Source organism: Gorillibacterium massiliense, from assembly GCF_000455485.1.
GTDB lineage: Bacteria > Bacillota > Bacilli > Paenibacillales > NBRC-103111 > Gorillibacterium > Gorillibacterium massiliense.
On sequence record NZ_CBQR020000074.1, the window covers coordinates 1 to 25,572 of the forward strand.

Annotated in this window: 23 protein-coding genes and 1 pseudogene; 14 read left to right on the top strand and 10 right to left on the bottom strand. The window is 51.4% G+C overall.

Annotated elements, in window-relative coordinates; all coding sequences use genetic code 11:
- From TJ79_RS08610 to TJ79_RS08625, 4 genes are all read left to right on the top strand, one after another.
- Positions 1-1,079, top strand: a 1,079-nt coding sequence (locus TJ79_RS08610) for a glycoside hydrolase family 127 protein (protein ID WP_040949894.1), incomplete at its 5' end; no start/stop codon positions are given.
- A gap of 281 nt (positions 1,080-1,360) precedes the next feature.
- Positions 1,361-1,951, top strand: coding sequence for a hypothetical protein (locus TJ79_RS08615; RefSeq protein WP_040949895.1), 591 nt, complete (start codon positions 1,361-1,363; stop codon positions 1,949-1,951).
- Positions 1,952-2,091: 140 nt separating this feature from the next.
- Complete coding sequence (locus tag TJ79_RS08620) at positions 2,092-2,967, top strand: radical SAM/SPASM domain-containing protein (protein WP_040949896.1); 876 nt, start codon at positions 2,092-2,094, stop codon at positions 2,965-2,967.
- A 132-nt stretch (positions 2,968-3,099) separates the two neighbouring features.
- The gene (locus TJ79_RS08625; RefSeq protein WP_040949897.1) at positions 3,100-3,513 is read left to right on the top strand and encodes a hypothetical protein; all 414 of its coding nucleotides are present in this window, start codon (positions 3,100-3,102) and stop codon (positions 3,511-3,513) included.
- 53 nt (positions 3,514-3,566) lie between these two features.
- On the opposite strand, the gene TJ79_RS08630 is transcribed toward TJ79_RS08625, so the two are convergent.
- Positions 3,567-5,024, bottom strand: coding sequence for an amidase family protein (locus tag TJ79_RS08630; RefSeq protein WP_040949898.1), 1,458 nt, complete (start codon positions 5,022-5,024; stop codon positions 3,567-3,569).
- Between the two features lie 257 nt (positions 5,025-5,281).
- Between TJ79_RS08630 and TJ79_RS08635 the strand changes: the two genes are divergently transcribed.
- On the top strand, positions 5,282-6,478 hold the full coding sequence (locus TJ79_RS08635) for an MFS transporter (RefSeq protein WP_238322896.1): 1,197 nt from the start codon (positions 5,282-5,284) through the stop codon (positions 6,476-6,478).
- Between the two features lie 75 nt (positions 6,479-6,553).
- On the opposite strand, the gene TJ79_RS28050 is transcribed toward TJ79_RS08635, so the two are convergent.
- On the bottom strand, positions 6,554-6,640 hold the full coding sequence (locus TJ79_RS28050; RefSeq protein WP_155987819.1) for a putative holin-like toxin: 87 nt from the start codon (positions 6,638-6,640) through the stop codon (positions 6,554-6,556).
- Between the two features lie 256 nt (positions 6,641-6,896).
- Between TJ79_RS28050 and TJ79_RS08640 the strand changes: the two genes are divergently transcribed.
- The 3 genes from TJ79_RS08640 (at position 6,897) to TJ79_RS08650 (ending at position 9,981) form a co-directional block, all read left to right on the top strand.
- A complete protein-coding gene (locus TJ79_RS08640) occupies positions 6,897-7,712 on the top strand; it encodes a nitroreductase family protein (RefSeq protein ID WP_040949899.1) in 816 nt (271 codons plus the stop codon).
- 238 nt (positions 7,713-7,950) lie between these two features.
- Positions 7,951-9,072, top strand: coding sequence for an ATP-binding protein (locus tag TJ79_RS08645; RefSeq protein ID WP_052339409.1), 1,122 nt, complete (start codon positions 7,951-7,953; stop codon positions 9,070-9,072).
- 3 nt (positions 9,073-9,075) lie between these two features.
- Positions 9,076-9,981, top strand: coding sequence for a tetratricopeptide repeat protein (locus tag TJ79_RS08650; protein ID WP_040949900.1), 906 nt, complete (start codon positions 9,076-9,078; stop codon positions 9,979-9,981).
- A gap of 99 nt (positions 9,982-10,080) precedes the next feature.
- Here the strand turns inward: TJ79_RS08650 and TJ79_RS08655 are convergent, their stop codons facing one another.
- From TJ79_RS08655 to TJ79_RS08665, 3 genes are all read right to left on the bottom strand, one after another.
- A complete protein-coding gene (locus TJ79_RS08655) occupies positions 10,081-11,313 on the bottom strand; it encodes an MFS transporter (protein WP_040949901.1) in 1,233 nt (410 codons plus the stop codon).
- Between the two features lie 145 nt (positions 11,314-11,458).
- Positions 11,459-11,941 carry a MarR family transcriptional regulator gene (locus tag TJ79_RS08660; protein ID WP_040949902.1) on the bottom strand — a complete coding sequence of 161 codons (483 nt, stop codon included), beginning with the start codon at positions 11,939-11,941 and terminating at the stop codon, positions 11,459-11,461.
- 89 nt (positions 11,942-12,030) lie between these two features.
- The gene (locus TJ79_RS08665; protein ID WP_040949903.1) at positions 12,031-13,287 is read right to left on the bottom strand and encodes an MFS transporter; all 1,257 of its coding nucleotides are present in this window, start codon (positions 13,285-13,287) and stop codon (positions 12,031-12,033) included.
- Positions 13,288-13,421: 134 nt separating this feature from the next.
- Between TJ79_RS08665 and TJ79_RS08670 the strand changes: the two genes are divergently transcribed.
- Positions 13,422-14,819: an aldehyde dehydrogenase gene (locus TJ79_RS08670; RefSeq protein ID WP_238322898.1), complete on the top strand. Its 1,398-nt coding sequence runs from the start codon at positions 13,422-13,424 to the stop codon at positions 14,817-14,819.
- A gap of 72 nt (positions 14,820-14,891) precedes the next feature.
- Entirely contained in the window at positions 14,892-15,800 is a 909-nt protein-coding gene (locus tag TJ79_RS08675; protein WP_040949904.1) for a tetratricopeptide repeat protein, read from the top strand.
- Positions 15,801-15,852: 52 nt separating this feature from the next.
- On the opposite strand, the gene TJ79_RS08680 is transcribed toward TJ79_RS08675, so the two are convergent.
- On the bottom strand, positions 15,853-16,752 hold the full coding sequence (locus TJ79_RS08680) for a LysR family transcriptional regulator (RefSeq protein ID WP_040949905.1): 900 nt from the start codon (positions 16,750-16,752) through the stop codon (positions 15,853-15,855).
- Between the two features lie 127 nt (positions 16,753-16,879).
- Here TJ79_RS08680 and TJ79_RS08685 point away from each other — a divergent pair, with 127 nt between their 5' ends.
- Positions 16,880-17,617, top strand: coding sequence for an SDR family NAD(P)-dependent oxidoreductase (locus TJ79_RS08685; protein WP_040949915.1), 738 nt, complete (start codon positions 16,880-16,882; stop codon positions 17,615-17,617).
- Positions 17,618-17,647: 30 nt separating this feature from the next.
- Here TJ79_RS08685 and TJ79_RS08690 read toward each other — a convergent pair whose 3' ends face one another.
- Entirely contained in the window at positions 17,648-18,076 is a 429-nt protein-coding gene (locus tag TJ79_RS08690; RefSeq protein ID WP_040949906.1) for an Lrp/AsnC family transcriptional regulator, read from the bottom strand.
- Positions 18,077-18,200: 124 nt separating this feature from the next.
- Here TJ79_RS08690 and TJ79_RS08695 point away from each other — a divergent pair, with 124 nt between their 5' ends.
- Positions 18,201-18,947, top strand: coding sequence for an MBL fold metallo-hydrolase (locus tag TJ79_RS08695; protein ID WP_040949907.1), 747 nt, complete (start codon positions 18,201-18,203; stop codon positions 18,945-18,947).
- On the opposite strand, the gene TJ79_RS08700 is transcribed toward TJ79_RS08695, so the two are convergent.
- From TJ79_RS08700 to TJ79_RS08710, 3 genes are all read right to left on the bottom strand, one after another.
- Positions 18,948-19,814: a DMT family transporter gene (locus TJ79_RS08700; protein ID WP_040949908.1), complete on the bottom strand. Its 867-nt coding sequence runs from the start codon at positions 19,812-19,814 to the stop codon at positions 18,948-18,950.
- Positions 19,811-20,344: a GNAT family N-acetyltransferase gene (locus TJ79_RS08705; protein WP_052339411.1), complete on the bottom strand. Its 534-nt coding sequence runs from the start codon at positions 20,342-20,344 to the stop codon at positions 19,811-19,813. The genes TJ79_RS08700 and TJ79_RS08705 overlap by 4 nt, the downstream gene beginning before the upstream one ends.
- A 204-nt stretch (positions 20,345-20,548) precedes the next feature.
- Complete coding sequence (locus TJ79_RS08710) at positions 20,549-22,132, bottom strand: catalase (RefSeq protein WP_040949909.1); 1,584 nt, start codon at positions 22,130-22,132, stop codon at positions 20,549-20,551.
- 354 nt (positions 22,133-22,486) lie between these two features.
- Here TJ79_RS08710 and TJ79_RS08715 point away from each other — a divergent pair, with 354 nt between their 5' ends.
- Together TJ79_RS08715 and TJ79_RS08720 are read left to right on the top strand one after the other, a co-directional pair.
- Positions 22,487-24,811: a glycoside hydrolase family 65 protein gene (locus TJ79_RS08715; RefSeq protein ID WP_040949910.1), complete on the top strand. Its 2,325-nt coding sequence runs from the start codon at positions 22,487-22,489 to the stop codon at positions 24,809-24,811.
- A pseudogene (locus TJ79_RS08720) lies at positions 24,808-25,572 on the top strand (glycoside hydrolase family 65 protein); the annotation flags it as partial. The gene TJ79_RS08715 and the pseudogene TJ79_RS08720, both read left to right, overlap by 4 nt.

Sequence of the window (25,572 nt, forward strand, 5' to 3'; positions counted from 1 at the left end):
AAGCGCTTCGCAAATTATGGGATAATGTGACGTCCAAGCGGATGTATATTACTGGGGGGATCGGTTCGCAAGGTCATGCCGAACGGTTCACCATCGATTACGACCTGCCAAACGACACGGCTTACACAGAGACATGCGCGTCCATTGGACTCATCATGTTCGCTTTTCGAATGCTCCGCATCGAAATGGACAGTCGATTTGGGGATGTGATGGAACGCGTTCTATACAACGGGATGCTGAGCGGAATGTCCCTCGATGGAACGCGATATTTCTATGTAAACCCGCTGGAGGTTCATCCTGCTGTCGCTCACTATCGTTACGATATGCAGCATGTCAAAACCGAACGGGTGCCGTGGTTCGGCTGCGCTTGTTGTCCGCCAAATATCGCGCGATTACTAGCATCCTTGGATACTTACTTCTTTACGCAAAAAGAAGCGGAAATCGCCATGCATCTTTATGCCTCCAATGAGAGCAGCTTCCATATCCATGGACAAAAGATGGTCCTGCGCACGGATACTCGTTACCCATGGGACGGAAGGATTCAGATCCGAGTGCAAGTGGATGAGCCGACCGATTGCACTCTTTCTTTTCGGGTTCCTTCTTGGTGCAGACAGCCCAGCATCATGGTTAACGGGGAGCTGCTGGCACTGGATGCCATCGTCGAGCGGGGATATGCGCGGATTAGCAGAAGGTGGATGGAAAGCGATGAAATTCTGCTGGATTTCAAGATGGAAGCCGAACGGATCGAGTCCAATCCCAAAGTGCACGAGAACGCCGGCAAAATCGCTTTACAATACGGTCCGCTCGTTTATTGCTTGGAGGAAGTGGACAATGGCTCCGAACTAACGGATATTTGCCTTGCGGAGGATTCCGAATTCATACCGGAATATAGGGAGGACGTCCTAGGCGGTATCGTCGTCTTGTCTGGCGAAGGTCTACGTTCCGATCCTTCCTGGAAGAATGATCTGTACAGGCCGGTCAAGCGGAATAAGATCAGCGTCCCAATCGTAGCCATACCATACGCATTCTGGGGGAATAGGACGACGGGTGAAATGATGGTATGGATTCGCGAAAAGTAATAGATATTTTATTGAAGGAAAAGCAACAACCGGGATTAAAGGCTAGAAATTGGGGTAATGTATATATAGGATGATCAACCTGGACTCCGGTCGTTGATATCGGGGTCTTTTCTATTGCCGATCGGCACTTTTGGACTGGAGATAAAGACATTTGTCACATGGGGGATGCTAGGTTGTTCGATAATTCACGTAAATATGTGAAAAAAGACACATTTCATTGAGAAAATAGTGTATTATAATGATTAAGTCAAAAATAGAACATCAGAGGGGATTGGATTGAAATGAAAAAGGTTTTGACTATCGCAGCAGCACTTGCACTTGTAACCGGTTTGTTGGCTGGTTGCGGAGCAAAAAAAGATAACACAGAAGCAAGCACTGCACCGACAACTTCCACTGCACCTACAGCCTCTACGGCTCCAGCTACTTCCAAGGCACCTGACGCCGTTACGACGGCTTCTATCGTAAACGATCCGGCTGCATTTGAAAAAGCTATCAGCAAAGACGGCACCTGGATTATCGCCATCCTGGGCGACATGACCATCGATCATGATCTGGTTCTCGAAGGCGACTTCATGAACAAAGCAGCAACGCCGGTTTCCGAACGTAAGCTTGCTTTCTACACCCAAGACGAAAACCGCAAGATCACCGCTCAATTCACCTTGACTGCTCCTAAACTGACGGTTAAGAGCCCGGATGCCCGCATCCAAGGCGGATTCTTCCAAGGCGACGTATATGTTGACGCTCCTAACTTCTACATGCAAGACGGCGGCATCAAAGGCAACCTGTACTTCACCAAACAAGAATACAAAGATTCCTACAAAGTCAAAGACGCTACGGTTAGCGGCGTAACGGAAATCAAAGCTCTTCAATAATTTGCTTCAAGCGAATTAAAAGTCCTTCAAAAGTCCTTGTGACTTTCGGAGGGCTTTTTTTGTACGGGCTTTCCGGCTTCGGAGCTTCTTCTGGCCTGTGGTATACTAAAACCTAGCGCAGAGAGAATCGAGGTAGAGCATTGAAATCGTTCAAAAAGGTTTATATCGAAATCACCAGCATATGCAATTTGGCCTGCAGCTTTTGCCCGCCGACAAGTCGCCAGGCGTCATTCATCAAGATAGAAGATTTCGCGCATATCCTTGATCAAATCAAACCTTATACGCAGCACATTTATTTGCATGTAAAAGGCGAGCCTTTGCTGCATCCGAAAATAGGCGAACTGCTTGATATCAGCCATGAAAAAGGCTTTAAAGTCAATATGACGACGAATGGAACCTTGATCCCTAAAGCTAAACATAAATTGCTAGGCAAATCTGCTTTGCGGCAGATCAACTTCTCGCTGCATAGCTTTGACGGGCATCCCGGATCGGAGAACCGGGCAGGTTATTTGGAGGAAATCTTTGCTTTTGCCCGGGAGGCGGTGAAGAGCGGCACGATCATTTCGTACCGGCTATGGAATCTGACTGAGGATCTGGAGACGAATTTGGCCAAAAGCCGTAACCGGGAAACCCTCGAGTTTTTGGAACGGGAGTACGGGCTGGATTACCGCATCGAGGAAAAGGTACTCAGAGGAAGCGGGATCAAGCTGACCGACAAGGTTTTCGTCAACCTGGAGCATGAGTTTGGGTGGCCGAGTTTGGATGCGCCGGAGGACGACGGACACGGGTTCTGCTATGCTTTAAGAAGCCAGGCGGCGATTTTGGCGGATGGCACCGTCGTGCCCTGCTGTTTGGATGGAGAAGGCGTGATCAATCTGGGGAACATCCACCGAACCCCTTTTTCGGAGATAATAGAAGGAGAGCGGGCCAACAATTTGTTCGACGGATTTTCCAGACGGCAGGCGGTAGAAGAATTATGCCGCAAATGCGGTTTTCGCCAGCGGTTTGGAGCTTAACCGGTAGTTTCCGCATCTGGGAAACATCCCCTAACAACCTCTGCGGGCTTCCATACGTCTATTAGTTAAGATGAATGAGTCATCAAAGAATATCTTAGGATCATCTTCAATAGATGAGGAGCTTTGCATCTGATGCGGATGGGAGTGTGGGGAATGAGAATGATTCCGGCAGCAAGATCAAGAGCCTGGCTGCTCTGGTTGCTGGTTTATGGGTTATTGTTATCCGTTATGTTGGGAATATGCCGTTTTGTCGGATGGAGCCAGCATTTTGATGTGGTTTATGCCTTTCGGCTCTCCCTGTTGGCTTTTGCCATGACAGCGGTTATTCATTTCTTCGGTTGGCTAGGCGCTAAATGGGTATGGATTTCCAGTACGCTAGGCATTGTCATCGGACTCGTGCTGATGTTTATCTACGCAAGCCGGGATATGGACGGCTGGGAGGAGTTGGCCAGCTTCCTCGTGTTTCTTGAAGGGGCTGTGCTGGGATTCGTGACTGGCTTGATCGTCGAAGGGTTGCATCTGATTTGGTTGAGGTTGAGAAAATAATGCGAAAACCGGGTAAGCGCGCCGAAGGCAAATGGCGCAGTTACCCGGTTTTTTCATAGATAGCTTTTCATTGAAGGCGGATGCCGTACTTTCGTATGCTGCTCGAAAGAGTAGGCGAGCTTCAGCAGTTTCGGCTCTTCATATGCTTTGGCGGTAAAAGTAACGCCGAAGGGAACGCCTTTTGATGTGTACCCGGCAGGAACGATTATGGAAGGATAGCCGGGACGGGCGGCTGTTCGCGAACCGTAATCCCCGGGGAACAGCAGGGCGTCTAATTGATGCTCCTCCATCGTGGCATCGATGCCTTCCGTTTTACATAGCCGGAGATCGTTGGCCCGGTCCTGCAAATACTTCGGCTCGGTCAAATGGCCGGAGGTGCGGTATTCCGCATCGAGCAGAGTGGTCTGGCCATATTTCAACGTTTCCATGGGATGGGCGTTGTTGAATTCGATGATATCCTGTAGAGTGCGCATCGGAGCACCTGGTCCCAGCTTGGATAGATAAGCCTGCAGGTTATTCTTGAACTCATTGAGGAGAACGGACGTATAAACGATCTGCCGTGCAGTCCTGACGTCCGCAGGGTCAACGATTACAGCTCCTGCCTGACGCATTTGCTCTACGGCGTGATTGAAGAGAGCCAACTCTTCTTCAGGCAATTCATCGAAGTAGAAATCCCGGGGGATGCCGATCCTTGCACCCCGTAAGCCGTCCGTGTCCAGAAAAGCGGTATAGTCTTTCACCGTTCGACCGGTGCTCGAGACGGTGGCGGGATCGCTTTCATCTATGCCCGCAAGGACGTCCAGCAGCAGGGCGGCATCTTTTACTGTGCGGGCCATGGGCCCAGCGGTATCTTGGCTGTTGCACAGCGGCAAGATACCGGAGCGGCTGATTAGGCCGACGGTAGGTTTGATGCCGACGATGGAACCCAGGTTGCTTGGATTCAAAATGGAGCCGGAGGTTTCCGTACCTACTGATACCGTGCAAAAATTACAAGCTACCGCTACGGCAGAACCGGAGCTGGATCCCCCGGTTGGATGAGAGATGTTATAAGGATTCATCACTTGGCCGCCTCGGGAGCTGTATCCGGAGGGCATGCCGGAGGTCATGAAATTGGCAAACTCCGTCATGTTCGCTTTTCCCAGAATGACGGCGCCTGCCTTGCGCAGCTTCGTTACGAGATGTGCGTCCTCAAGGGCAAAGGAATGGGCCAGTGCCAGGGAGCCGGCGCTTGTGGGCATTTTGTCGCCGGTGTTGATATTGTCCTTCAGCAACACGGGGATACCATGGAGCGGACCGCGGGAGCCATGGACTTTGCGCTCTGCATCGAGAGCTTCTGCAATAAATAAAGCGTCAGGATTAATCATCAGCACGGAGTTGACGGTTAATCCGCTTTTGTCATGGCGGGCAATTCGTTCCAAGTAGATCAGCACCAACTGATAAGACGTGATTTCTCCGGATTCAAGGGCTGTTTGAATATCTCCGATTGTCGCTTCCACCAGGTTGAAGGTCATATCGATCCCACTTTCTCCCGACTAGGCGTAATGAACACGCCTTCATCATTTCATGAATTTGCCAGTTTGGCAACTTCCCTCCCCTTCGAAAATAGGGTTTCACAAAAAATCCCCCTATCGGCCTTGATGAAAAAGAGTTATCCTAAACATTGATATTCTTTATTCGGATTTTTAATCGGATGAGGCTACCTTTATGGTTAAAACGAGAGGTTGAAAATCGACTTATGCCTGGTTTTCTAAGAAAAATGGAATCCCAAATGAGTCCGGAAGCGTGGGGAAATTTCCGGCTTGATTTTGTGTCGACCTTGCTGTTCAGCGTGTTCAACATTGTATTCAACCAGTTTTTCGTCCCGATGGCCATTCGCCAAGGAGCTTCCGATTTTCAGGTCGGCCTGTTGGCGGCGGCGCCTGCCATCGGCCTCTTGTTTTCGCCCCTTTGGGCGGGGTGGTCGGAGCGTTATGGCCCGAGGCCATTCTTCTTCATCCCGACGTTGATCGGACGGCTTTTGATCGTGCTGCCCGCCATATTTGGCGCGCCTTCCGTTTATGTGGCCACGGCGCTGGTCTTTCAGTTCCTCATGGGGATTCAATCCCCGGCTTACGCATCCTTGGTTACAAGGATTTACCCGGGTCAACTCAGGGGCAGGCTCTTGGGCTATGTCCGGGTTGGCATGTGCCTGGTGATGATGCCTCTTGCTTATGGCGTAGGCAGTTGGATCGACCGGGCCGGCCCGTCTCCGGCTCTCTTTACCGCCGCATTGACCGGTGCGCTTTCACTGCTGATTTTTACGGGAATCAAGGATATCGATCCGGCTGCGGAAAAACCGGCGTCGCCCCCCAAACGCTCCTCATGGCGGGATAACTGGAACTTGGTGAAGAATAACCGCGAATTGCTGATCTTCTTTGCCGCGACGACGTTGTCCGGCTTCGGCAATATTTTGGCGGGTCCACTTTATCAAATCATTCAAGTACAGCGGTTGGAACTGACGAATGTACAAATCGGCTTTGCCCGGGTGGCGTACTACGCCTGTCTCTTGATTTCGTATTTCGTGTCCGGATGGGCCTTGGATCGGTTTCCGCCGAAGCGGACGCTGGTATACGCCTTTGGCGTGGTAGCCATCGTCACACTGCTGTATGGACTGTTTCCCTATTATCCGACCGTCATCATCGGCAGTGGCATTCAAGGCTTGGGAGATGCGATTTGGGACATCGGCATTCTCACTTTCGTCTTTAAAATCGCCCCTGGGCGGGAGGCCAGCGTATTCAGCCTTCATCTGATGCTGTTCGGCATCCGCGGCACTTTGGGGCCGCTTCTCAGTACCAGCCTGGTGGGGCATGTGCCGATCTCTTCGATTTTGTTCGCGGCTTCTATCAGCGCCTGCATCGGTACGCTGTTGTTCGTGTTCCTGAGCCGCGATAAAAGGAGCCGGAAAATCCAGCTCCCGATGCAATAGCTGCTGTCTCATCGAACAAGCGGCTTCGGACATGGTATTCGTGGTAGTAGGCCGTTAACCTGAAAAGGTGGCGGTCTATTTCTTTTTGATCAGGTAGGTTAACAGTGCAAGGATGAACATGCCGAACATGAACATTAAGCTCAATGCTTGGTACACCTCCACCAGGCATCACTCCCTTCAAGCGAGGGCAGCCGCTTTTCGATGAAGCGCTTCTATTACACTTTTATTGTATCAAGAAATATTTAGTATATTTAGAGGTTGGTATCTTGTAGGTCGTCGAAAAGATCGCCGCTTTTTTGTGCGCCGAGTGTGATCATGTTGATTTTCAAAGCATACGGAATCGTGGTAGAACGTGGAGAGAGTTAAAAAAAGGCGTCGCGCTGCCAGAGAAACAAGCGCAAAATGGACGGAGGGAAAAATGGAGATTATACAGTACCATGACTCTTTATTCGATAGCATTCAACGGCGCGTATCAAGGCGGTCTTATGCGGCAAAGCCAGCAATGGAAGAACTGGAGGAGTTAAGCCGCTATGCCTGGGCGCTGACAGCTGCGGCGCAGGGCAAGGTGCGGATCGAAGTTTTTGCAGACGGTGCGGAAGATATTTTTCAAGGCCTCACGAACAGTTATGGCATGATCTCGGGAGCTCGTTCTTTTGCCGCCTTTATTGCGGCTGCGCCGGAAGACGATGCTGATTTGCCCGATGAGGCTATGTTGTTGACAGGGTATTATGGAGAACAGTTTGTTTTGCGGGCTACGGCTCTTGGGGTCGCCACCTGCTGGATTGCAGGCAGCTTCGACAAAAATACGGCAAAACGGGTCGCCTCGGTGCGGGATAAGGAGAGGCTGCTGTGCGTCTCGCCCTTGGGTCACGCCGAAGACCGGTTCAGCTTTAAGGAGAAGCTGATCAAAGGGTTTGCCACCAGCCGCAGGCGCAAGCCGCTGCAGGATATCGTCGCGAATCACGACGTTTTGGAGCTGGCACCCGACTGGTTCCGGGTTTCCCTGGAAGCGGCACGGGTCGCTCCCTCGGCGATGAATGGCCAGCCATGGACCTTCACTCTTTTTCCTGCCGATGAAAGCATCGCGGCCCAAGCCGGGGGAAAAGGGCACCTTGCCCCATTGGATCTGGGCATCGCCCTCTCCCATCTGCATATTGCCGCCGTACACAGCGGTGTTGAAGGTGAATGGAACGTGCAGGATGGGCGTTGGATTTTTGCCCGCCGCAGCGAATGAAAAAAAAGCCTGCATATGCAGGCTTTTTTTTAGTTCAGCTAGTGACAAGAATTTTTATTTTTTGGCTAAATTTGATAAAAATTTCATAGAAGTTCCTTCTCTAACATTATATTATGCTAACAATATGGCTTCATCGTCCACTTAGGTCTCAAAGCTCGCTGTCCCCTGAGAATAGGGATGGCTGCCGAAGCGGGCTGATGAATGAGAAGACTATTTTCTACTAGAGGAGAGGAACTTCATGAGCGATCAAATCGCGGTTTTGCTTGACGCGCTCGCCCTTCTTCCGGACAACCATTCCTTGCGCCTGAAAATCGTTGAGCTTTACGTGGCGTCAGACCGTTTGGAAGAGGCGTTGGAGCTGCTAGCTGATGGACTTGAGCAGCAGGAGGATTCGGCATTGCGGTCAAGGTACGAGGAATTGAAAGCGCCTAAGCTGCAGCCGGTCAAAGCGGGGTTGCGCGTCATTCAAGGCTCCCGGCGGGATGAGGATGATGATGTAGACGCCACGTTCCCGAAGGTCACTTTCGCGGATGTCGGCGGACTGCACGAGCTCAAGGAACAGATCCGGATGAATATCGTGTATCCGTTTCAAAATCCATTCCTGTTTAAGCAATATGGGAAAAAAGTTGGCGGCGGCATTTTGCTGTACGGTCCTCCAGGCGTCGGCAAAACCTTTATCGCCCGCGCCACGGCGGGTGAATGCCAAGCCCGCTTCGTCGTGATTTCCTTGGCTGAAATCCTCGATCAATACATAGGCAACAGCGAAAAGAACCTGCACGAGGTTTTCGAATATGCCCGCCGCAATAAACCCTGCGTTATTTTCATCGATGAGATCGACGCTTTGGGAGGAAGCCGAAGCTCCAGCAATTACTGGGGAAAATCCATCACCAACCAACTGCTAGCGGAGCTGGACGGTGTTTCTGCGGACAACGATCAAGTGATGATTTTAGCGACGACGAATGCGCCGTGGTTTGTGGATACCGCCCTCAAACGGCCGGGCCGGTTTGACCGCATCATCTTCGTCCACCCGCCGGATCTGGATGCGCGGAAGGAAATCCTGTCGCTGCATTTGCGCAACAGGCCTACGGAGAACATCGATCTGGATAAGATCGCCCGGAAAATGGAGCGTTTTTCCGGCGCGGACATCGGGGCGGTTTGCGATGCCGCTTCTGAATTGGCCCTTACCGAAGCGATGCGGACCGGGAAGCTGCGGCCCATCACTACAGGCGATCTGCTGGATGCGCTTAAGAAGATCAAATCTTCAACAACGGAGTGGTTGGCCACCGCCAAGAACTATGCCACGTACAGCAATGACTCCGGCCAATACGATACAATACTGGAGTACTTGAAAAGAGGATAGTTCATGAATTTACGGCAAGCGCAAGAAAAAAGCGAGATTTTGCTCAATGCCGGCAGGCCGCAAGAAGCGATCAACTTTATCCGGGAAGTGCTGCACGAGGCGCCGGAGGTGCCGTATTTCCTCACCGCTCTCGCCCGGGGTTACCTCAATCTGAATCAAATCGAGGAAGCGAAGACCGCGGCTCTGCATTCCTTGCAGGTTGATCCGGAAATGGCTTGGACTCACGGCATCTATGCCCTCATATTGGAAAAAGACAACAAGATTCCCGAGGCGGACCGGGAATTTCAAGCTGGTCTCGCATTGGAGCCGGAAAACACGATGATCTTGGCCAACTATGCGTTCTTCCTGTGCGAAAAAATGGAGGATGTCGAGAAGGCCGAGTTATATGGACGAAGGCTTCTCAGCCTTGAACCGGATGATGAGACCCACTACAATCTGCTGGGTCATATCCTCATTGAAGCCGAAAAACCCGATGAAGCGGAGCTCCTCTTCCAGGAAGCGCTCAAAATTAATCCGGAAAATGCCATGGCCCATTATTACGCGGGAATCGTCGCGCTATACCGCGATAACGCCGTCCAAGCGGTGGAGCATTTGCGCAATGCCCTGCGGCTCAACCCGGAATCGGAAAATATCCGGGAGCAATTCTTCAAAGCGCTGAAAATACGCAACAAATTTTATGCGCTGTTCTGGAACTGGAGCCTGCTTCTTAGAGAATTAGGAAATGCGCGGTTTGGGTTTTTGTTTGTTCTCTATCTGCTGTTCAAGTACGCGGGAAAGCTAGTCGATCATTTTCCTGTCCTTATGGTCATTTACTTGCCTGTCGCTCTCGTTTTCACCTTATTCGTCATTTATACCTGGATTGCCGAACCGATGTTCAACCTGTTCATCCGCAAAGGCTGGATCCGGTGACTTTAGCGGCATGTACGAAGAAAAAGCCTTCGTAGGCGCTTCAGACTGTAGACAAGTAGGGTTTCAGAACTTTTCCCTAAGTTCTGAAACCCTATTCTTTTATGTTACATGCGTTCTTTTATATAAAACGGGAATTGCCGCTGCTATAAGGATCATCCCCATAAAAGCGGGTGCGGCATGACCAAGTGATACATAGATTTGGCCTCCGATGATAGGCCCAATCATTCTCGCTAAAGCCTGAATCGATTGGCTGCCTCCTTGAATCCTTCCTTGTTCACTGGACGCGACGGATTTGGAGAGCATCCCATTGAATGACGGTCCGAAGATTGAATCACCAAATCCGAATATGAACATTCCGGCGATAAAAAGCGGGTAGAAAGATAACAAAGCCGATGCTGCAAAAAGACTATAGCCAATAATCTCCGAGACCATTCCAAGAATGGCGATCTGTTTATCACTGCGGTTAATCAAAAGCTTTGGCATGATGAGACCTTGTGAAACGATGTCCTGGACGCCCATAATCGAAAACATAAGTCCGATCAGCGCAGGCTTCCAACTGAACGTATCCATAGTAAATTGTGAAAAAACGGCCTGTAAAGATCCGTTGGGTATCCAGAGTAAGAACGCGGAGACGAGCAGTCTTTTTAAACTTTTCATGGAAAGGACGCTTGCAAGCTGAGTAAATGGATTCAATCTTACAAAGGTAATCTCTTTCAGTCTAATCTTCTTATCAAGGCTCTCTGGCATGAAAAAGTATCCATAAACAACATTCAATAGTGTGATGACCGCCCCAAAATACATGGGTACTGAATAGCCAAACTTGGCAAGCAAGCCGCCCAAAGTCGGGCCAATGACGGTGCCTACGCCGACAACCGCACTCACCCATCCAAAGTACTTGGTTCTCTGTTCCGGAGGAATGATATCGGCAAAATAGGCGAAGATCGTGCTTATGCTCCCGCCCGTTATCCCTTCAATGATGCGCCCGACAAACAGTACCCATAGTGCTCCTCCTATGCCAAAAACGAAGTACCCGATTGCGGAACCCAAAAGGCAAACTAAAAGCAATGGCCGGCGGCCGTACTTATCGCTCAAAGCTCCAAGGGTGGGAGCCGCAAAAAACACGCAGACGGCATAAACAGAGGTCAACAATGTAACGATGATCGCTTGTTCTTCCGGATTGCTTGTATAGGGATGGACTAAGAACGGGACGACAGGCGCTATGATACTAAAGCCAATTCCACAAAGAAACACGGAGATAAGACCGAATAGCAGGGCATGTTTATCTACGGTTTGTCCTGTGTTCCGTTCATGGTGTGGTCGAAAGCTGAACATGACATTCTCTCCTCAAAAGCTGCAATTTTATTTCCTGGGAAACATAATGAATGTACTGCATTTTTGTTTCCTAGTCAACAAAATAACCGCAATAAAAAAGCAGCCTAATCTCAAAAGAGCCCGGCTGCCTGTGGTTTCATCTTCATTATTCAGATTGATTCCGACTTCCTATCTGCGCGTATTTCTTTATCTCGGCATCCAAGTGTCGATTATAGTTTTCCACGAAGCGAAGCATGCTTTCAAATTGTTCCTTGGTTACTTGCTCAAATACGGTTTTATCCCGCTCTTGAAACTCTTTGTGAAGATCCTCGTGGATTTCATAAATGACTTTTCCTTGCTTTGTAAGCCTAAAATAGATTTCTTTCTTGTTATCCGGCTTCTGGTAGCTTTCGACGAGGCCTTTCTCCATGAGCTTCTTCGTTATTTTACTGATGGCACTTCTCGTCATATAAAAGGACTCCGCAAGTTTTGTCACGTTGGAATCCGCATTTTTTTCAATGTATTCGATGCAATGGATTTCAGAGGGCATATACCCCTTAAGACTGTCTTCCATCTTATCTTTATTAAGCAAAACCATCTTGTTATATAAGTCCCTGAAACCTATGATGAGCTGATCTTCTTTGTTCATGGCCTGACCTCCCACCCGTTGGTGCATTAACAAAATTGTATTAAATTGTAGTTTCCGTTTCAACAATATAAATAATGATTTGTTTTCTTTTATGGTAAAATCGTTTCGCCTTTAGCCGAAGCTTCGTCAAGCTGCGAGTTTCTGCGGCTGATGAGCGTCTGGATGTGGTACATGGCAACGGAGACGGCTGCGGTAATCACCGCTAGATAAGCCGTAGGCGAAAGGCCGCCGGCATCGTACAGGCTGCCCATCACATAAGGGCCGAATACCCGGCCGACAGAGCCGATGCCGCCGACGAGGCCGATGTAAAACGGGGCGTTGCGGCCGCCGTGTTCGGACAGAAAGGCTGGAACGGCTGGGGCGATCAGCATTTCGCCGAAGGTTGCCAGAATCATGCCGAGGATAAAGCCTGAGTAGGTGGGCAAAAGCAGGATGACAGCGTACCCGGCCAAGTAAAAAATGCTGCTGGCCGTCATCTGGGCGGTAACCGATTTGGCCGCGATTTTTTTTACCAATGTGATGAAGGGTTGGGCGGCAAAGATCAGGATTCCGTTCAGCGTCCACAGATAGCCATAATTCGATTTTGACATGCCGGCTGCTAGAATGGATGGAGATACGCCGGTGTTCCAAATGGAATTGCCGACCTGCAGCATCAAGCCGCCGAGTCCGATAAACAGGTAGATCCGATAATGGCCGAGCAGAGCGCCTGCCCCCATTTTGCCGGGAATCGCGCCAGTGATCTTTTTCGCTGCTGCCGCTTGGGGCTGTTCATTCCGCTGTCCGCCAGAATTGCGCAGGTAAAACAGGAAGAAGACGGCAAACACGCCGGAACTGGCGCCATTCAAAATAAAGCTCATGTTGTACGACCACTCGGCGAGGAAGCCGCTGAGCGCCGTACCTACCGCCACTCCGATGTTATTGGCCACGTAGATGACATTGAATAGCTCCGCTCGCCGTTCCGGAAAGCGGAAGCCGACGAATGCCTGGATGGCCGGCATGGACAAGGCGTTGCAAAAGCCGATGAAGCCCATCATGGGCACGAATACATTCCAATCATTGCTGATGAGCGGCAGGGAGAGCAGTCCCGCAGTGTTCATCGCCAGCGCTCCGACGATTAGCCTCTGCACGCCGATTTTATGATAAAGCGCTCCGCCCAGAAGCTGGCCGGCAATCCCGCCGAGGGCTTGAATCAAGATGACCAACCCGGCATCTTTCATGCTTCTGCCCAGCTCATCGAAGACGAACATGGAGATAAGCGGCCACATGAGGGAGCCGCCGATGGCGTTGATGAGCCCGGCGGCGAGAAATACTTTGATTTCTTTTGAATAGGACGAAAGCAGGTTCATGGCAATGTGTTTCCCCTCGTGAATATTGATCCATACTACTTCTCTCCCATGTAACTGTCAACAGATTCCCATGGTATACTATAATTCAACAAATAGTTTCCGGTATCTCCCACATGGGGTACAAGAAGGGATGAATGGCAATGGTGGTTGATCTCCATAGCTCCTCCGGCATGGACAGCTTGCTCACCGGGCAAAAAGCTTATTTTGCATCAGGCATTACGAAGCCGCTGTCTTTCCGGGTAGAGCAGTTGAAGAAACTGCACGCGATAATTAAAAAGTACGAAAAGAAACTGAACGATGCATGCTACGAAGATCTGCATAAATCGGAAAAAGATACCTACATGACGGAGATCGGCATTTGCTATATGGAAATCTCCTTTACTCTCAAGCGTCTCGGTAAATGGATGAAGCCGCGGAAGGCGAAAACGCCGATGACTCATTTCGGCTCCAAAAGCTACATCTATCCCGAGCCTTACGGTTCGGCGCTGATCATCGCCCCTTGGAATTATCCGATCAATTTGGCTATCGCGCCGCTTATCGGTGCCATTGCGGCGGGAAACTGCGCGGTGGTGAAGCCTTCGGAACTGACGCCAACGGTGTCCGCCGTGCTGCGGGACATGCTGGGTGAAGCCTTCGCCCCGGAATATATCGCCGTTGTGGAGGGTGGAGCGGAAGAAAGCAAGGAGCTGCTTAAGCTGCCCTTTGACTATATCTTTTTTACCGGCAGCGTTCAGGTCGGGAAGCAAGTGATGGAGAGCGCGTCGCGTTACCTCACCCCGGTCACACTGGAGCTTGGGGGCAAATCCCCCGTCATCGTGCACAAGGATGCCAATCTTCGTCTTGCCGCCAAACGTATCGCTTGGGCGAAAACGTTGAATGCCGGACAAACCTGTGTGGCGCCGGATTACTTGTTGGTTCACGAGGACGTTAAGGATCAGTTGCTGGAAGAGATGAAGAAGGTGGGAAAGGCCTTTTACGGGGAAGATCCCGTTGGGGATGAAGATTATACGCGAATCGTAAATGAGCGGCACTTCGATCGGCTTGTCTCGTATCTGAAGGACGGCCGGATTTTGTTCGGCGGAAGCTCGGATCGGGAGACCCGCGCCATCGAGTTTACCGTTATGGACAATGTGGAGCCGGATGCTCCCGTCATGCAGGACGAGATTTTCGGGCCGATTTTGCCGGTGCTGACCTACAAGGATTTTGCCGAAACCATCGCCTTTGTGAATGCCCGTCCCAAGCCGCTTTCCTTCTATTTATTTACCGGCTCCAAGGAGCTGGAAGCGCGGGCGCTGGCATCCGTCTCCTTCGGCGGCGGCTGCGTCAATGATGCGATCTTCCATCTGGCGACGCCATATCTGCCCTTCGGCGGAGTCGGCAACAGCGGTATGGGGGCCTATCACGGTAAAGCCAGTTTCGATACCTTCACCCATTCCAAGAGCGTGATGCACCAAACGACGCGCTTTGATCTCAAGGTACGCTATCCCCACGGTAAACGGGGCTTAAGGCTGTTGAAGAAACTGATGAAGTAGAAATTTCTATTCATGGTCACCGGAGTAGGCAGCAGGATTCGATAGGTGGAGTGATCCAAAGGAGCAATACGGATGGATTTGATTCGGGCAAGGGAACAAGTGGAGTATGCACTGGAAATCGGCCGGCCAGAGAAGGCGCTGGAACTTTCAAAGGGAATCCTGCAGGAATCGCCGGAAGAACCTTATTTTTTGACCTCAATGGCTGTAGCTTATCTAGAGATGGATCTATTGCCATTGGCGAAAGATGCCGTTTTGCGTTCTTTGCGAGCTGATCCGGATTTCTTTTGGTCCCATGGCGTATATGCACTCATTCTGGAACGGGATAAACAATATTGGCCGGCTGAAGAGGAGTTTTTGACCGGCCTGGGTATGAATCCCGAAAGCACGATGCTGCTGAGTAACTACGCCCGCTTTCTTTGCGATAGAGGGAAGGAAATGGCAAAAGCCGAGGAGATGGCAAGAAAGCTTGTGCGGATCACTCCCGACGATGACATGCATTTGGTTTTGCTCGGACGAATTCTGCACGTATCCGGCAAGGAGGAGGAAGCGGCCGCCGTCTATCGGCAAGCACTTGGATGCAACCCGGAAAATGTAGAAGCCCATTATTATATTGGCCAAACGGAATTGTATAAGAATAAAAACGGGAAAAAGGCATTGGAGCATCTCCGGACGGCGCTGAGGCTGAATCCGGAGTCGGAAACCATACGCGTGAGCTTTTTCCAAGCGTTGAAGGCGAAAAACAAACTCTATTGGATATTTTGGAGATGGAGTTTGTTCCTATCCAATCTGGGGAAATACAGATGGGCGTTCGTCCTGGTCATCTGGGTTGCGATCCGTTCTCTGCGTTTTGTCGCCGATCAATACCCCGGGTCGATCTCCTATATCTTCGCGATTGTCGTTCTTTATATTTTCTTCTGTCTCTATACATGGACGGCGGAGCCTGTATTTAACCTGTTTATCCGCAAGGGCTGGATTCGGTAACTTCAGAAGGCCTATGCTCAATAAAGAAACGCCTGCATAAAGCGGGCGTTTTTTATTGCTCATAAGTGACGGGTTGCCCGGCGGATAACCGCTCTTTTAAAAAATGATACAGCTTCTCTCCGGCCTGGGATAAAGGCTCGGCTTTGCTGACGAATCCGGTGAGCATACGGACGGATTCTCCCTGCATCGCACGCATCGTCAACCCGGGTGGCAGCGGTTCGACCGAAATGCCGGGTACGAGAGCAATTCCGAGACCTTGCTGCACATAACTTTTGAGTGCGGTCATGCTGCCGATTTCCATCGTTTCAGTCGGGAACGCCTGCGACTCCCTCAGTAATATTTCCAGCTTTTTGCGATAGGGACAGGTTGCGGCTGTTATTAAAAGGCGATGGTCCAAAAGCTGCTGCGGCTGTAGCCTAGCGTACCCGGCAAGAGGGTGACCGTCCGGCAGAAGCACGACGAAATCTTCTTGAAATAGCGGCTCAAAATGAAGGGTGTCACCGACGTCCGGGGACGAGCATATGGCGAAATCCGTTGCGCCCTGCCGGACCGACTCCAATAACTGCGGCGAACCGGCAATATCAAGAGCGATGCGAATCTTCGGATATCGATCCATGAATGCTTTGATCAAAGGGGGCAGCCGCAAACTGGCCGTCGGCTCCGTCACGCCGAGTCGGATGGAACCGGCTCCGCCCGCCTGCATATCGGCAAGATCGGTCTCCAACCTCTCCATCCCCCGGAGAATATCCTTGCTCTCTTCATAAAGAAATCGGCCAGCTTCGGTCATGCCGATCTTTTTTCCCCGTTCCAAAAGTTGAACACCGACATCGGCCTCAAGCTTCTGGATTTGCATGGTCAGGGTGGATTGAGCGTAATTCAATTCCTCGGCCGCCCGGATGAAGCTGCCGGTTTTGACTATGCAGTGGAATGACTTTATGCCTTTCAGGTCCATGCAGGCTCTCTCCTACAAATGAAGATTCAAAAAAAGTGAATGATCTGTTGAAATAATTCAATTATACAAAACGGTCAATCCAACTTACAATGGCATCAATCAAAATAAAGAAGGGAGCATCATGAGCATGGAGTGGAGCGGCAAGACGGTGTTGGTTACCGGAGGAGGAACAGGTATCGGCCGGGCGACTTCTCTGGCGCTGGCTGATCGGGGGGCAGCGGTCATCGTGAATTATTCCCGGTCGAAAAGGGATGCAGAGGAAACAGCGGAGCTTATTCGGCAAAATGGCGTACAGGCTTTGGCGCTTCAGGCGGATGTATCCCGCGATGCGGAGGTCAAGCTCATGGTGGATCAAGCGGTAGAGCGCTTCGGTACTTTGCACGGATTAGTCAATAACGCCAGTATCACCCGTCATATTCCCCTAGATGATCTGGATTCGGCAACAGAGGAAATATGGGACGAACTGTTCGACGTAAACGTGAAGGGCATGTTCTTCTGCGCCCGTGCTGCCGCACCCTATATAAACCGAAATGCTGGAGCCATCGTCAATGTAGGAAGCATCGCCGGTACGACTGGGTCAGGTTCTTCCTTGCCCTATGCCGTTTCCAAAGCCGCCGTCCACGGCCTTACCAAATCGCTGGCGCGCGCATTGGCTCCTCACATTCGGGTCAACTGTGTCGTCCCTGGTGCGGTAGCGACGCGTTGGTGGGCAGGCCGTGAAGAGCAGATGGAGAAGCTCGCCCCTCATCTTTTGCTGCAGTCGATTTCCACTCCCGAGAATATCGCGCAAATGATTTGCTCGGTACTTGCCCAGGAAGCGCTGACCGGACAGATCATTACGGTGGACAGCGGGCAGACGCTTTAAAAAGAAGCTGATACGGAATGTAGAACGGGGCTACTTAATCTGCTCGATGGATAAACTCAGCCTATAATTGCCGTATTTCAGCACGCTATCCAGCAGCTTGTTCAATTCCGAACTGTCGCCGATTCGGATGCGCAGCCAGTAACAGCCTTCTCCGCTTACGCGGTGCACTTCCGTTACGGCCTCGTTCGACAGAACGAAATCCCGAAAGCTCTGATGCGATTGATTCGAATTCATGAACACGGTCAGAAAAGCGTGAACGGTGAGCCCGATTTTCCCGGGATTCCAGCGTAGGGTATATCCGTCAATGACCCCCAGGTCCGTTAACTTTCTCACCCGCGCGCCAACCGCTTGTCCCGTAAGATGGACTTTCGCTCCGATTTCCTTGTGGGTGAGGAATGCGTTTTCCAAAAGTGCTTGCAAGATCTTTAGATCAATGTAGTCAATGTCTTGGTTGGCCATTCGTCAGTAACTCCTTTCACGGTGAAAGTATAAAGGCCCGATTGCATTCATCAAGTTATATTGGAACCGTAGGGAAGATGATATCATCGGTAGTATAGCAGATCAATCCCTGGGAGGAATGAAGATGAAGCTTCAACTAATCCGTCATGCGACCTTGTGGCTGGAGTATGCGGGCTCTGCCTTTTTGATCGATCCGATGTTTAGCAAGCAGGGAGCGAATCCGCCCATCGCTAATTCCGGTGACGAACGCCGCAATCCTCTTGTCCCGCTGCCTGCCGCTCCCGACACATGGCTCGCTCCGGACGCCGTCCTCGTGACGCATCTGCATCAGGATCATTGGGACCAAGCGGCCATTCAGGGGCTGGCGAAATCCTCCGTTCTATTTTGCCAAAAAGGGGACGGGGAGGCAATCCGTTCGTCGGGTTTCACCGATGTGACGGAGATCGAAGACTCCTTGACGTTTCGGGGCATAACCATTCACCGCACGGACGGACAACATGGAACGGGAGAGATCGGCAAAAAAATGGGACAAGTATCGGGCTTCGTTCTTCAGGCAGAGGAGGAACCTACGCTTTATATCGCCGGAGATACGATTTGGTGCAAGGATGTGCAGGCGGCACTGGATGCATTTAAACCGGATATCACCATCGTCAACGCGGGCGGCGCGAGATTTCAGGTTGGCGATCCGATCACGATGGACGAAAAGGACGTCATGAACCTGATCGAATACGCTCCATTTACCCGCGTTGTCGCCGTCCATATGGATTCGATTAACCATTGCCACGTTACGAGAGAAGTGCTGCGATCGAAGCTGTCCGCCGGTCATTTCTTTGAGAAGGTGGATATTCCGGAAGACGGAGAATGGGTATGATTATTTTTCTTCCGAATCCATGGCAAAGATAGCAACGCCCATCATCATGAGAATCCCGCCGATAATTACTTTTTGCGATAAACTCTCTCCAATGATCCATACAGTTCCAATTATGCCCCATAAGGTTGACGTTGACGATATCAGGCCTGTCCGGGCTGCGCCGATATGGCGCATCGCCAGATAAAAAAGAGCTAATGATAGTCCCAGTGATAAGGCGCCGCTGGCTACAATGCCGGGAACCACATGCCAGGAAACCGAAAGGGGCTGCCTGAAGCAAAATGCGAGTATTCCCATGACTGCGCCAGCTGCAAGCGCCTTAAAACAAACTAGCGTAACTGCGGGAATATCCTCGCCTAGGAGGCGGCCAAAATTGTTTTCGATGGCCCATCCCAGATAGCCAAGGGCGATCAACAAGTTGCCGAGGGCATTGGAAGAAATCAAACTTCCGCCCGACCAAGACATCCATATCGCGCTTGCGATGACGATAATGCTGGCAATCATGGTTTTGCGCGAAAGTCGCTCCTTAAAAAAGACAAACGCCAACAGAGCTGTAAACACCGCTTCGGTGTTGATGAGCAGCACGCCTTCAACACCGGTTGTTAACATTAAGCCGATAAAATAAAGACTCGGCCCTAACACGGATCCAGCCAGCAACCAACAGAGGATAACGAAGGGACGTTTGAACTTTAACCCGCGATATCGCAGCGCCCATGGCATGAGCGCTAACCCTGCGGCAAAGTACGTCCATGTACCTGCCGTAAGTGCGGGAACCTCTTCAACTAGCAGCCATTTGTTCAGCACAGTAAAAAGGCCGACTAAGGCAGCTGAAGCCAATGCAAAGGTATAGCCTAAGTAGCGGCTTTTCACGAACGGGGTACCTCCCCATTTACGAATACGTGTAACGCGGCTGAATCATCCGGCATCAGCATCTTCTCCAACACGATTTCGTCTCGAATGGGGATGCCGTTTTCCGCCAGAATCGGGATTTCGGGTTTGATTTCTCTGGCACGTTCAACCGCGCTGGCGTTAAGTCTCGCAAGGCGGTACCCCCTTTTTTGATAAAAGCCAAGAGCTCGTAAGTTATCGTTCGTTGTCGTTAGATGGATCCGACGGCAGCCTTGGTTCTTCGCTACATCCTCCACCTTCTGCATCAGTGCTGTGCCGGTTCCTTTGTTCTCATCGATGCTGCACAAAGACGTAATTTCACATGCTTCCTGCTCAATGGAGAAAGTGATAAGGGCAATGAGATGATCCTCGTGGTCCTTCGTCAGAAATCCGTTCTGCTCGTCGCATTGGTGGATGCCACCGGAAAGAACGACTCGGGGACTCCCCCAATGCACAGTTAAGAACCGTGTGATTTCGCTTTTCGCCACTTCATGACTGGACATGATTTGCATAAGCCAAACCCTCTCCCCAAACCGATTTACCAAACCTTGCGAATCACGACGCTATCATTATAACTCCCCCTGATCTGGAAGAAGGCGGAAATTTCCTTTGTTAAGTGATTAACCCGGAAACTGGCACCAGTAGATGCCCCCCCAACACAAAAAAACGTTCCGCACGGCAGTTGCTTTCAACTGCTGTACAGAACGTTTTTTTCATCAATAGGGATCTGCTTCGCGCCCCAGCTCACGGGAAAGTTCCATCGCTTCCTGCGGATTGGCCTGGCCCATCTCAATATCGGATTTCTTCATGGATGCAAGGCGCTCGGCTACCCGTTTGCCGTAATCCGGGTCCGCTTCGGTAAAATATCGGATCATCCGCTCCCGAATCCCGTCCGTGCCTTGGCTTAAGGCGTCGGCCAAATTGGAGACTAGCTCCTCCCGTTCCCATTCCTCAAATGCGCGGTAAGTGTCGCCCGCCTGCTTGAAGTTGTTGGTTCGCTCGATGGGGGCACGCACCAGCTTGGCGTTGTAGGCGGGTTCGTGATCCTTGCCTTTCTTCGGCGCTTCCGTCAAGCCGCCGAGTGAAGACGGCTCGTAGTTGATATGCGGGTTCTGTCCTTCCGCCCGGTCGACGTGATACTGCATCTGACCGCCGCTTTGGTTGGTGGCGACATAGGTTTTCGGAGCATTGATAGGAAGCTGCAAATAATTGGCCCCCACCCGATGCCGCTGGGTATCGGAATAGGAAAAGGTTCTTCCCTGCAGCAGCTTGTCGTCGGAGAAATCCAACCCATCCACCAGCACCCCCGTACCGAATGCCGCCTGCTCTACCTCGGTGAAATAATCCGCGGGATTGCGGTTCAGCGTCATTTTGCCCACTGGCCGGAATGGAAACTGATCTTGCGGCCACAGCTTGGTCGGGTCGAGCGGATCGAAATCCAGCTCCGGATGCTCATCATCGCTTATGATCTGCACGCACAGCTCCCACTCGGGATAGTCCCCTTTCAAAATAGCGTCGTACAGGTCCAGGGTAGCGTGGTTGAAATTGACGGCCTGGATTTCGTTGGCTTCCCGCTGCGTCAGATTTTTGATGCCTTGCTTTATCGGCTCCCAATGGTATTTGACTAATACGGCCTCTCCGTCGGCATTCACCCATTTGTACGTATTGACGCCAGAGCCTTGCATCTGCCGGTAATTGGCTGGGATACCCCAAGGGGAGAAGAGAAAGGTGATCATATGGGTGGCTTCCGGGCTCATGGACACGAAGTCGAAGAACCGCTTCATGCACTGGACGTTATTGATGGGGTCGGGCTTGAAGGCGTGGACCATGTCAGGAAACTTCAGGGCATCGCGGATAAAAAAGATCTTCAGGTTGTTCCCCACCAGATCCCAGTTGCCGTCCTCCGTGTAAAATTTCACCGCGAATCCCCGGGGGTCTCGCAGCGTTTCCGGCGAATGGGTGCCGTGAACGACGGTGGAAAACCGCACGAACACCGGCGTTGTCTTGCCTTTCTCTTGAAACAGCTTGGCCCGGGTATACTTGGACACCGGCTCGTCTCCGACGGTTCCATACGCCTCGAATAGGCCATGAGCACCGGCGCCCCGTGCATGAACGACCCGCTCCGGCACCCGCTCCCGGTCGAAGTGGGTCAGTTTTTCAAGGAAATGATAATTTTCTAGGGTGCTTGGACCGCGGCTGCCCACCGTTCGAATGTTCTGGTTGTCCGTGACCGGATGGCCTTGGCGGGTCGTCAGCGTCGGATTGCTCTCCGCGTCGGAGTTAAGCTTTTTATTCTCCATCTGTATACCGCCTCTCTCAATCTCTTTAGGTTGGGTGATGCCTGGGATTTCGCGTAGCAGCAATAGCGTCTGCCATGAGTGGATTTTTATACCAATAGCGGTTAAATTGTCACAATCATTGCCTTTTTGGTAACGGGATGAGTAGTGGGCGGACCGCGGCTTTTTTACAATCAGATCATCCGGGCGTCTGAATCGTAGAGTCATTTGGCGGAGTCCGTAATAATGCACATAGATCGGGTAAGGGTTGACATTCAAAGCGCGTGACGCGGCGGCTACCCTTAGAAAAGGAGAGAAGCGGGAGGTCATCCGCTAGCGGAGGATCAACCGCATTACAGGGAAAAGGAGACGTAAAAGATGGCGAAAGTAGCGGACAAGTATTTGAAAGTCGACCCGTGGGCGGTTGTGGAAGAGGGTTTCGACCCGGCACGGAACCGAGTTTCCGAATCGATATTTTCCCTTGGCAACGAATATATGGGGGTTCGCGGTTATTTAGAGGAAGGCTACAGCGGCGATAAGCTGGTAGGCAGTTACTTTAACGGTCTTTTCGAAGAAATGAAGATCGGCGCCCATTACAAAGGGATTATTCAAAAATTGCGTTTCATGGCCAACGCCGTGGACTGGTTGTATACGAGAATTACCGTGGATGGCGAACAACTGGATCTGGCGAAAAGCAAGTTTTCCGGCTTCACCCGTAAAGTGGATTTCAAAACCGGCGAGTACACCCGGGAGTTTCAATGGCACCTGCAAAACGGCAAAACCATAAAGGTCGTTTTCCGCCGTCTGGTGTGCATGACCGATTCCAATCTGGGCGCCCAGTCCGTCAGCTTCGAATCCGTGGACTATGCAGGAACGGTGCAAATCCGCTCTGGGCTTGATTTTTCCCCGATTCACGAGGATCAAGGCAAGAACCTGTGGAACACGCTGCAAAAAGGCAGTGCGGACGGCATCACGGCCATCTCGGCGAAAACGCTGCTCATGGGTAACCGGCTGTTCTCCGGGTTTACCCTTCATTCCACTCAGACGCTGAACGTGACCGGCGTGGAAGATGAGAAATTCAGCGGCGTCGATTTCACTCTGACTCTTGAACCGGGAAGCGTAGCTTCTTTCGACAAAACGGTCGTCAACTATGCGGAAAAGGATCTGACAACGGAAGACGGCGAGCTGTGGGCGAAAGGTAAGGAACTTGCCAGCCAATATGCGGATCTCCGTTATGAAGATGTGCTGGCTAAACAAACGGCCTACTGGAACGGCATCTGGGAAACGTCGGATATCGCAATTGAAGGCGACCCGGAAAATCAACAAGGCATCCGCTTCTGTATCTTCCAGCTTTATCAAACCTATCACGGGGATAATCCCGGCTTTAATATCGGCGCGAAGGGCTTGACCGGCGAAGCTTACCGGGGTCTTGCGTTCTGGGATACGGAATCGTACTGCCTGCCCTTCTATCTATTCAATAACCCGAAAGCTGCCAAGAGTTTGTTGGAATTCCGCTACCGGACGCTGGCTCAGGCGATGGAACGGGCGAAGGACGTGGACTGCGAAGGCGCATGTTACCCCATTGCGACCATTGATGGAACGGAGAGCTGCGATTTGTGGCAGCATTCCAATACCCAGTTGCATGTCGGTACCGCTGTTGGATACGGCATCTGGCATTATGTGAAAATGACCGGAGACGTTGAGTACCTGCATACCCATGGTATCGAAATGCTCATCGAAACGAGCCGTTTCTACGCCACCCGCGGCCAATGGGGACAGCAAACCGGCCAGTACGGTTACTTCGGCGTCATGGGACCGGATGAATTCCAACTGATGGTCAATAACAACTGCTACATCAACCTGATGGCGAAAAAGCTGTTCGATTACACCCTCGATGTTCTGGCTGATATGAAAAAAGACAATGCTGAGGCTTATGAAGCCGCTATCGCTAAGACCGGCCTGAGAGGCGCGGAAACGGAAGAATGGAAGCGGATGGCCGACAACATGCGGATTCCTTACGAAGAGGAAACCGGCTTGTATGAAGAGCACGATGGATTTTTCAACATGCCGCATCTCGACATCCACTCCATCCCGGTGGAGCAGTTCCCGCTGTACCATCACTGGTCTTATGACCGAATTTATCGCTACGACATGATCAAGCAGCCGGACGTGCTGATGTTCATGTTCTTGTACAACCAAGATTTTTCGTTGGAAGCCAAGCGGGTGAACTACGAATACTATGAGTCCCGCTGCATTCATGAATCGTCCCTGTCACCATCGATCCACTCTATCTTGGCGGCAGAGATCGGCAAGCACGACGAAGCTTACAAATTCTTTGAATTTGCTACCCGCCTCGATTTGGACAACTACAACCGCAATACCCGGGAAGGCTTGCATACGACGTCGATTGCGGCGGCTTGGATGAACATTGTGTACGGCTTTGGAGGTATGCGTTCCGACGGAGCGGAGCTTCTGTTCAATCCTTCGATCCCTGAAGCATGGACTTCCTACAACTTCCGGGTTCTGTACCGGGATTCGGTCCTGCTCGTTCAAGTCGATAAAGAGAACGTTCAAATCAAAGTACTGTCCGGAAACGGCGTTTCGATTCGCGTTTATGATGCGACTTACGATGTGGATGGCGAGGGAGTGACCATCGCATTGCCCGCCCATCGCATCGGACAAAAGGAGGAGCAGCCGGCATGAGAGGCATCGTCAAAGAGACGGGATTCGATCCGGAGCGCATCGCCATTAACAGCAACAAGTTCATGACCGGAAACGGCTACATGGGCTACCGGGGGACGATGGAGGAGTTCGGCAAGGAGCAGCTCGTCGCTGTCAATCTAGCCGGCCTTTACGATAAAGTTGGGGAATTGTGGAGGGAGCCGGTCAACGCTCCCAACGGGCTTTACTTAACCGTAAGCGTCGACGGCGAGAAGCTGAACGTTCTGGAATCGGAGTTAGGATCCCACGCGCAGCAACTGGATATTGCAAACGGTTTGCATACCCGGGAGACGGAGTTTCGTCTTTCCGGCGGCAGCCGGGTCGCGCTGCGCACGGAACGTTTTGTCAGCATGGACCAACTGCACCTGATGGCGCTTAAAGCGACAATCCGCGCCGATCAGGATTGCCGGCTGGTCATTGAAACCGGCATCGACGGCGATGTATGGGATATCAACGGCCCCCATCTGGAGCTTTATCAAACCGTGGAAACGGACGGTGTCCTGTCAGTTCAAGCCCAATCCCAAGAGTTGAAGGTACCCGTAGCGGTAACGGAAATGTGCCAAGTGAGCGGCGGCGAGGGTGGAGGAGAAACCACCGTACTTGCGGAAAAGACCGCCCTGCGCCGAATCGCCGTTTCCTGCAAAGCGGGGGAAGAAATCAGCTTGACCAAATTCACCGCTGTGTACACGGGATTGGATGCGGAAGCGGATATCGCTGCCGCAGCTGATGGCGCAGTCCGCGCC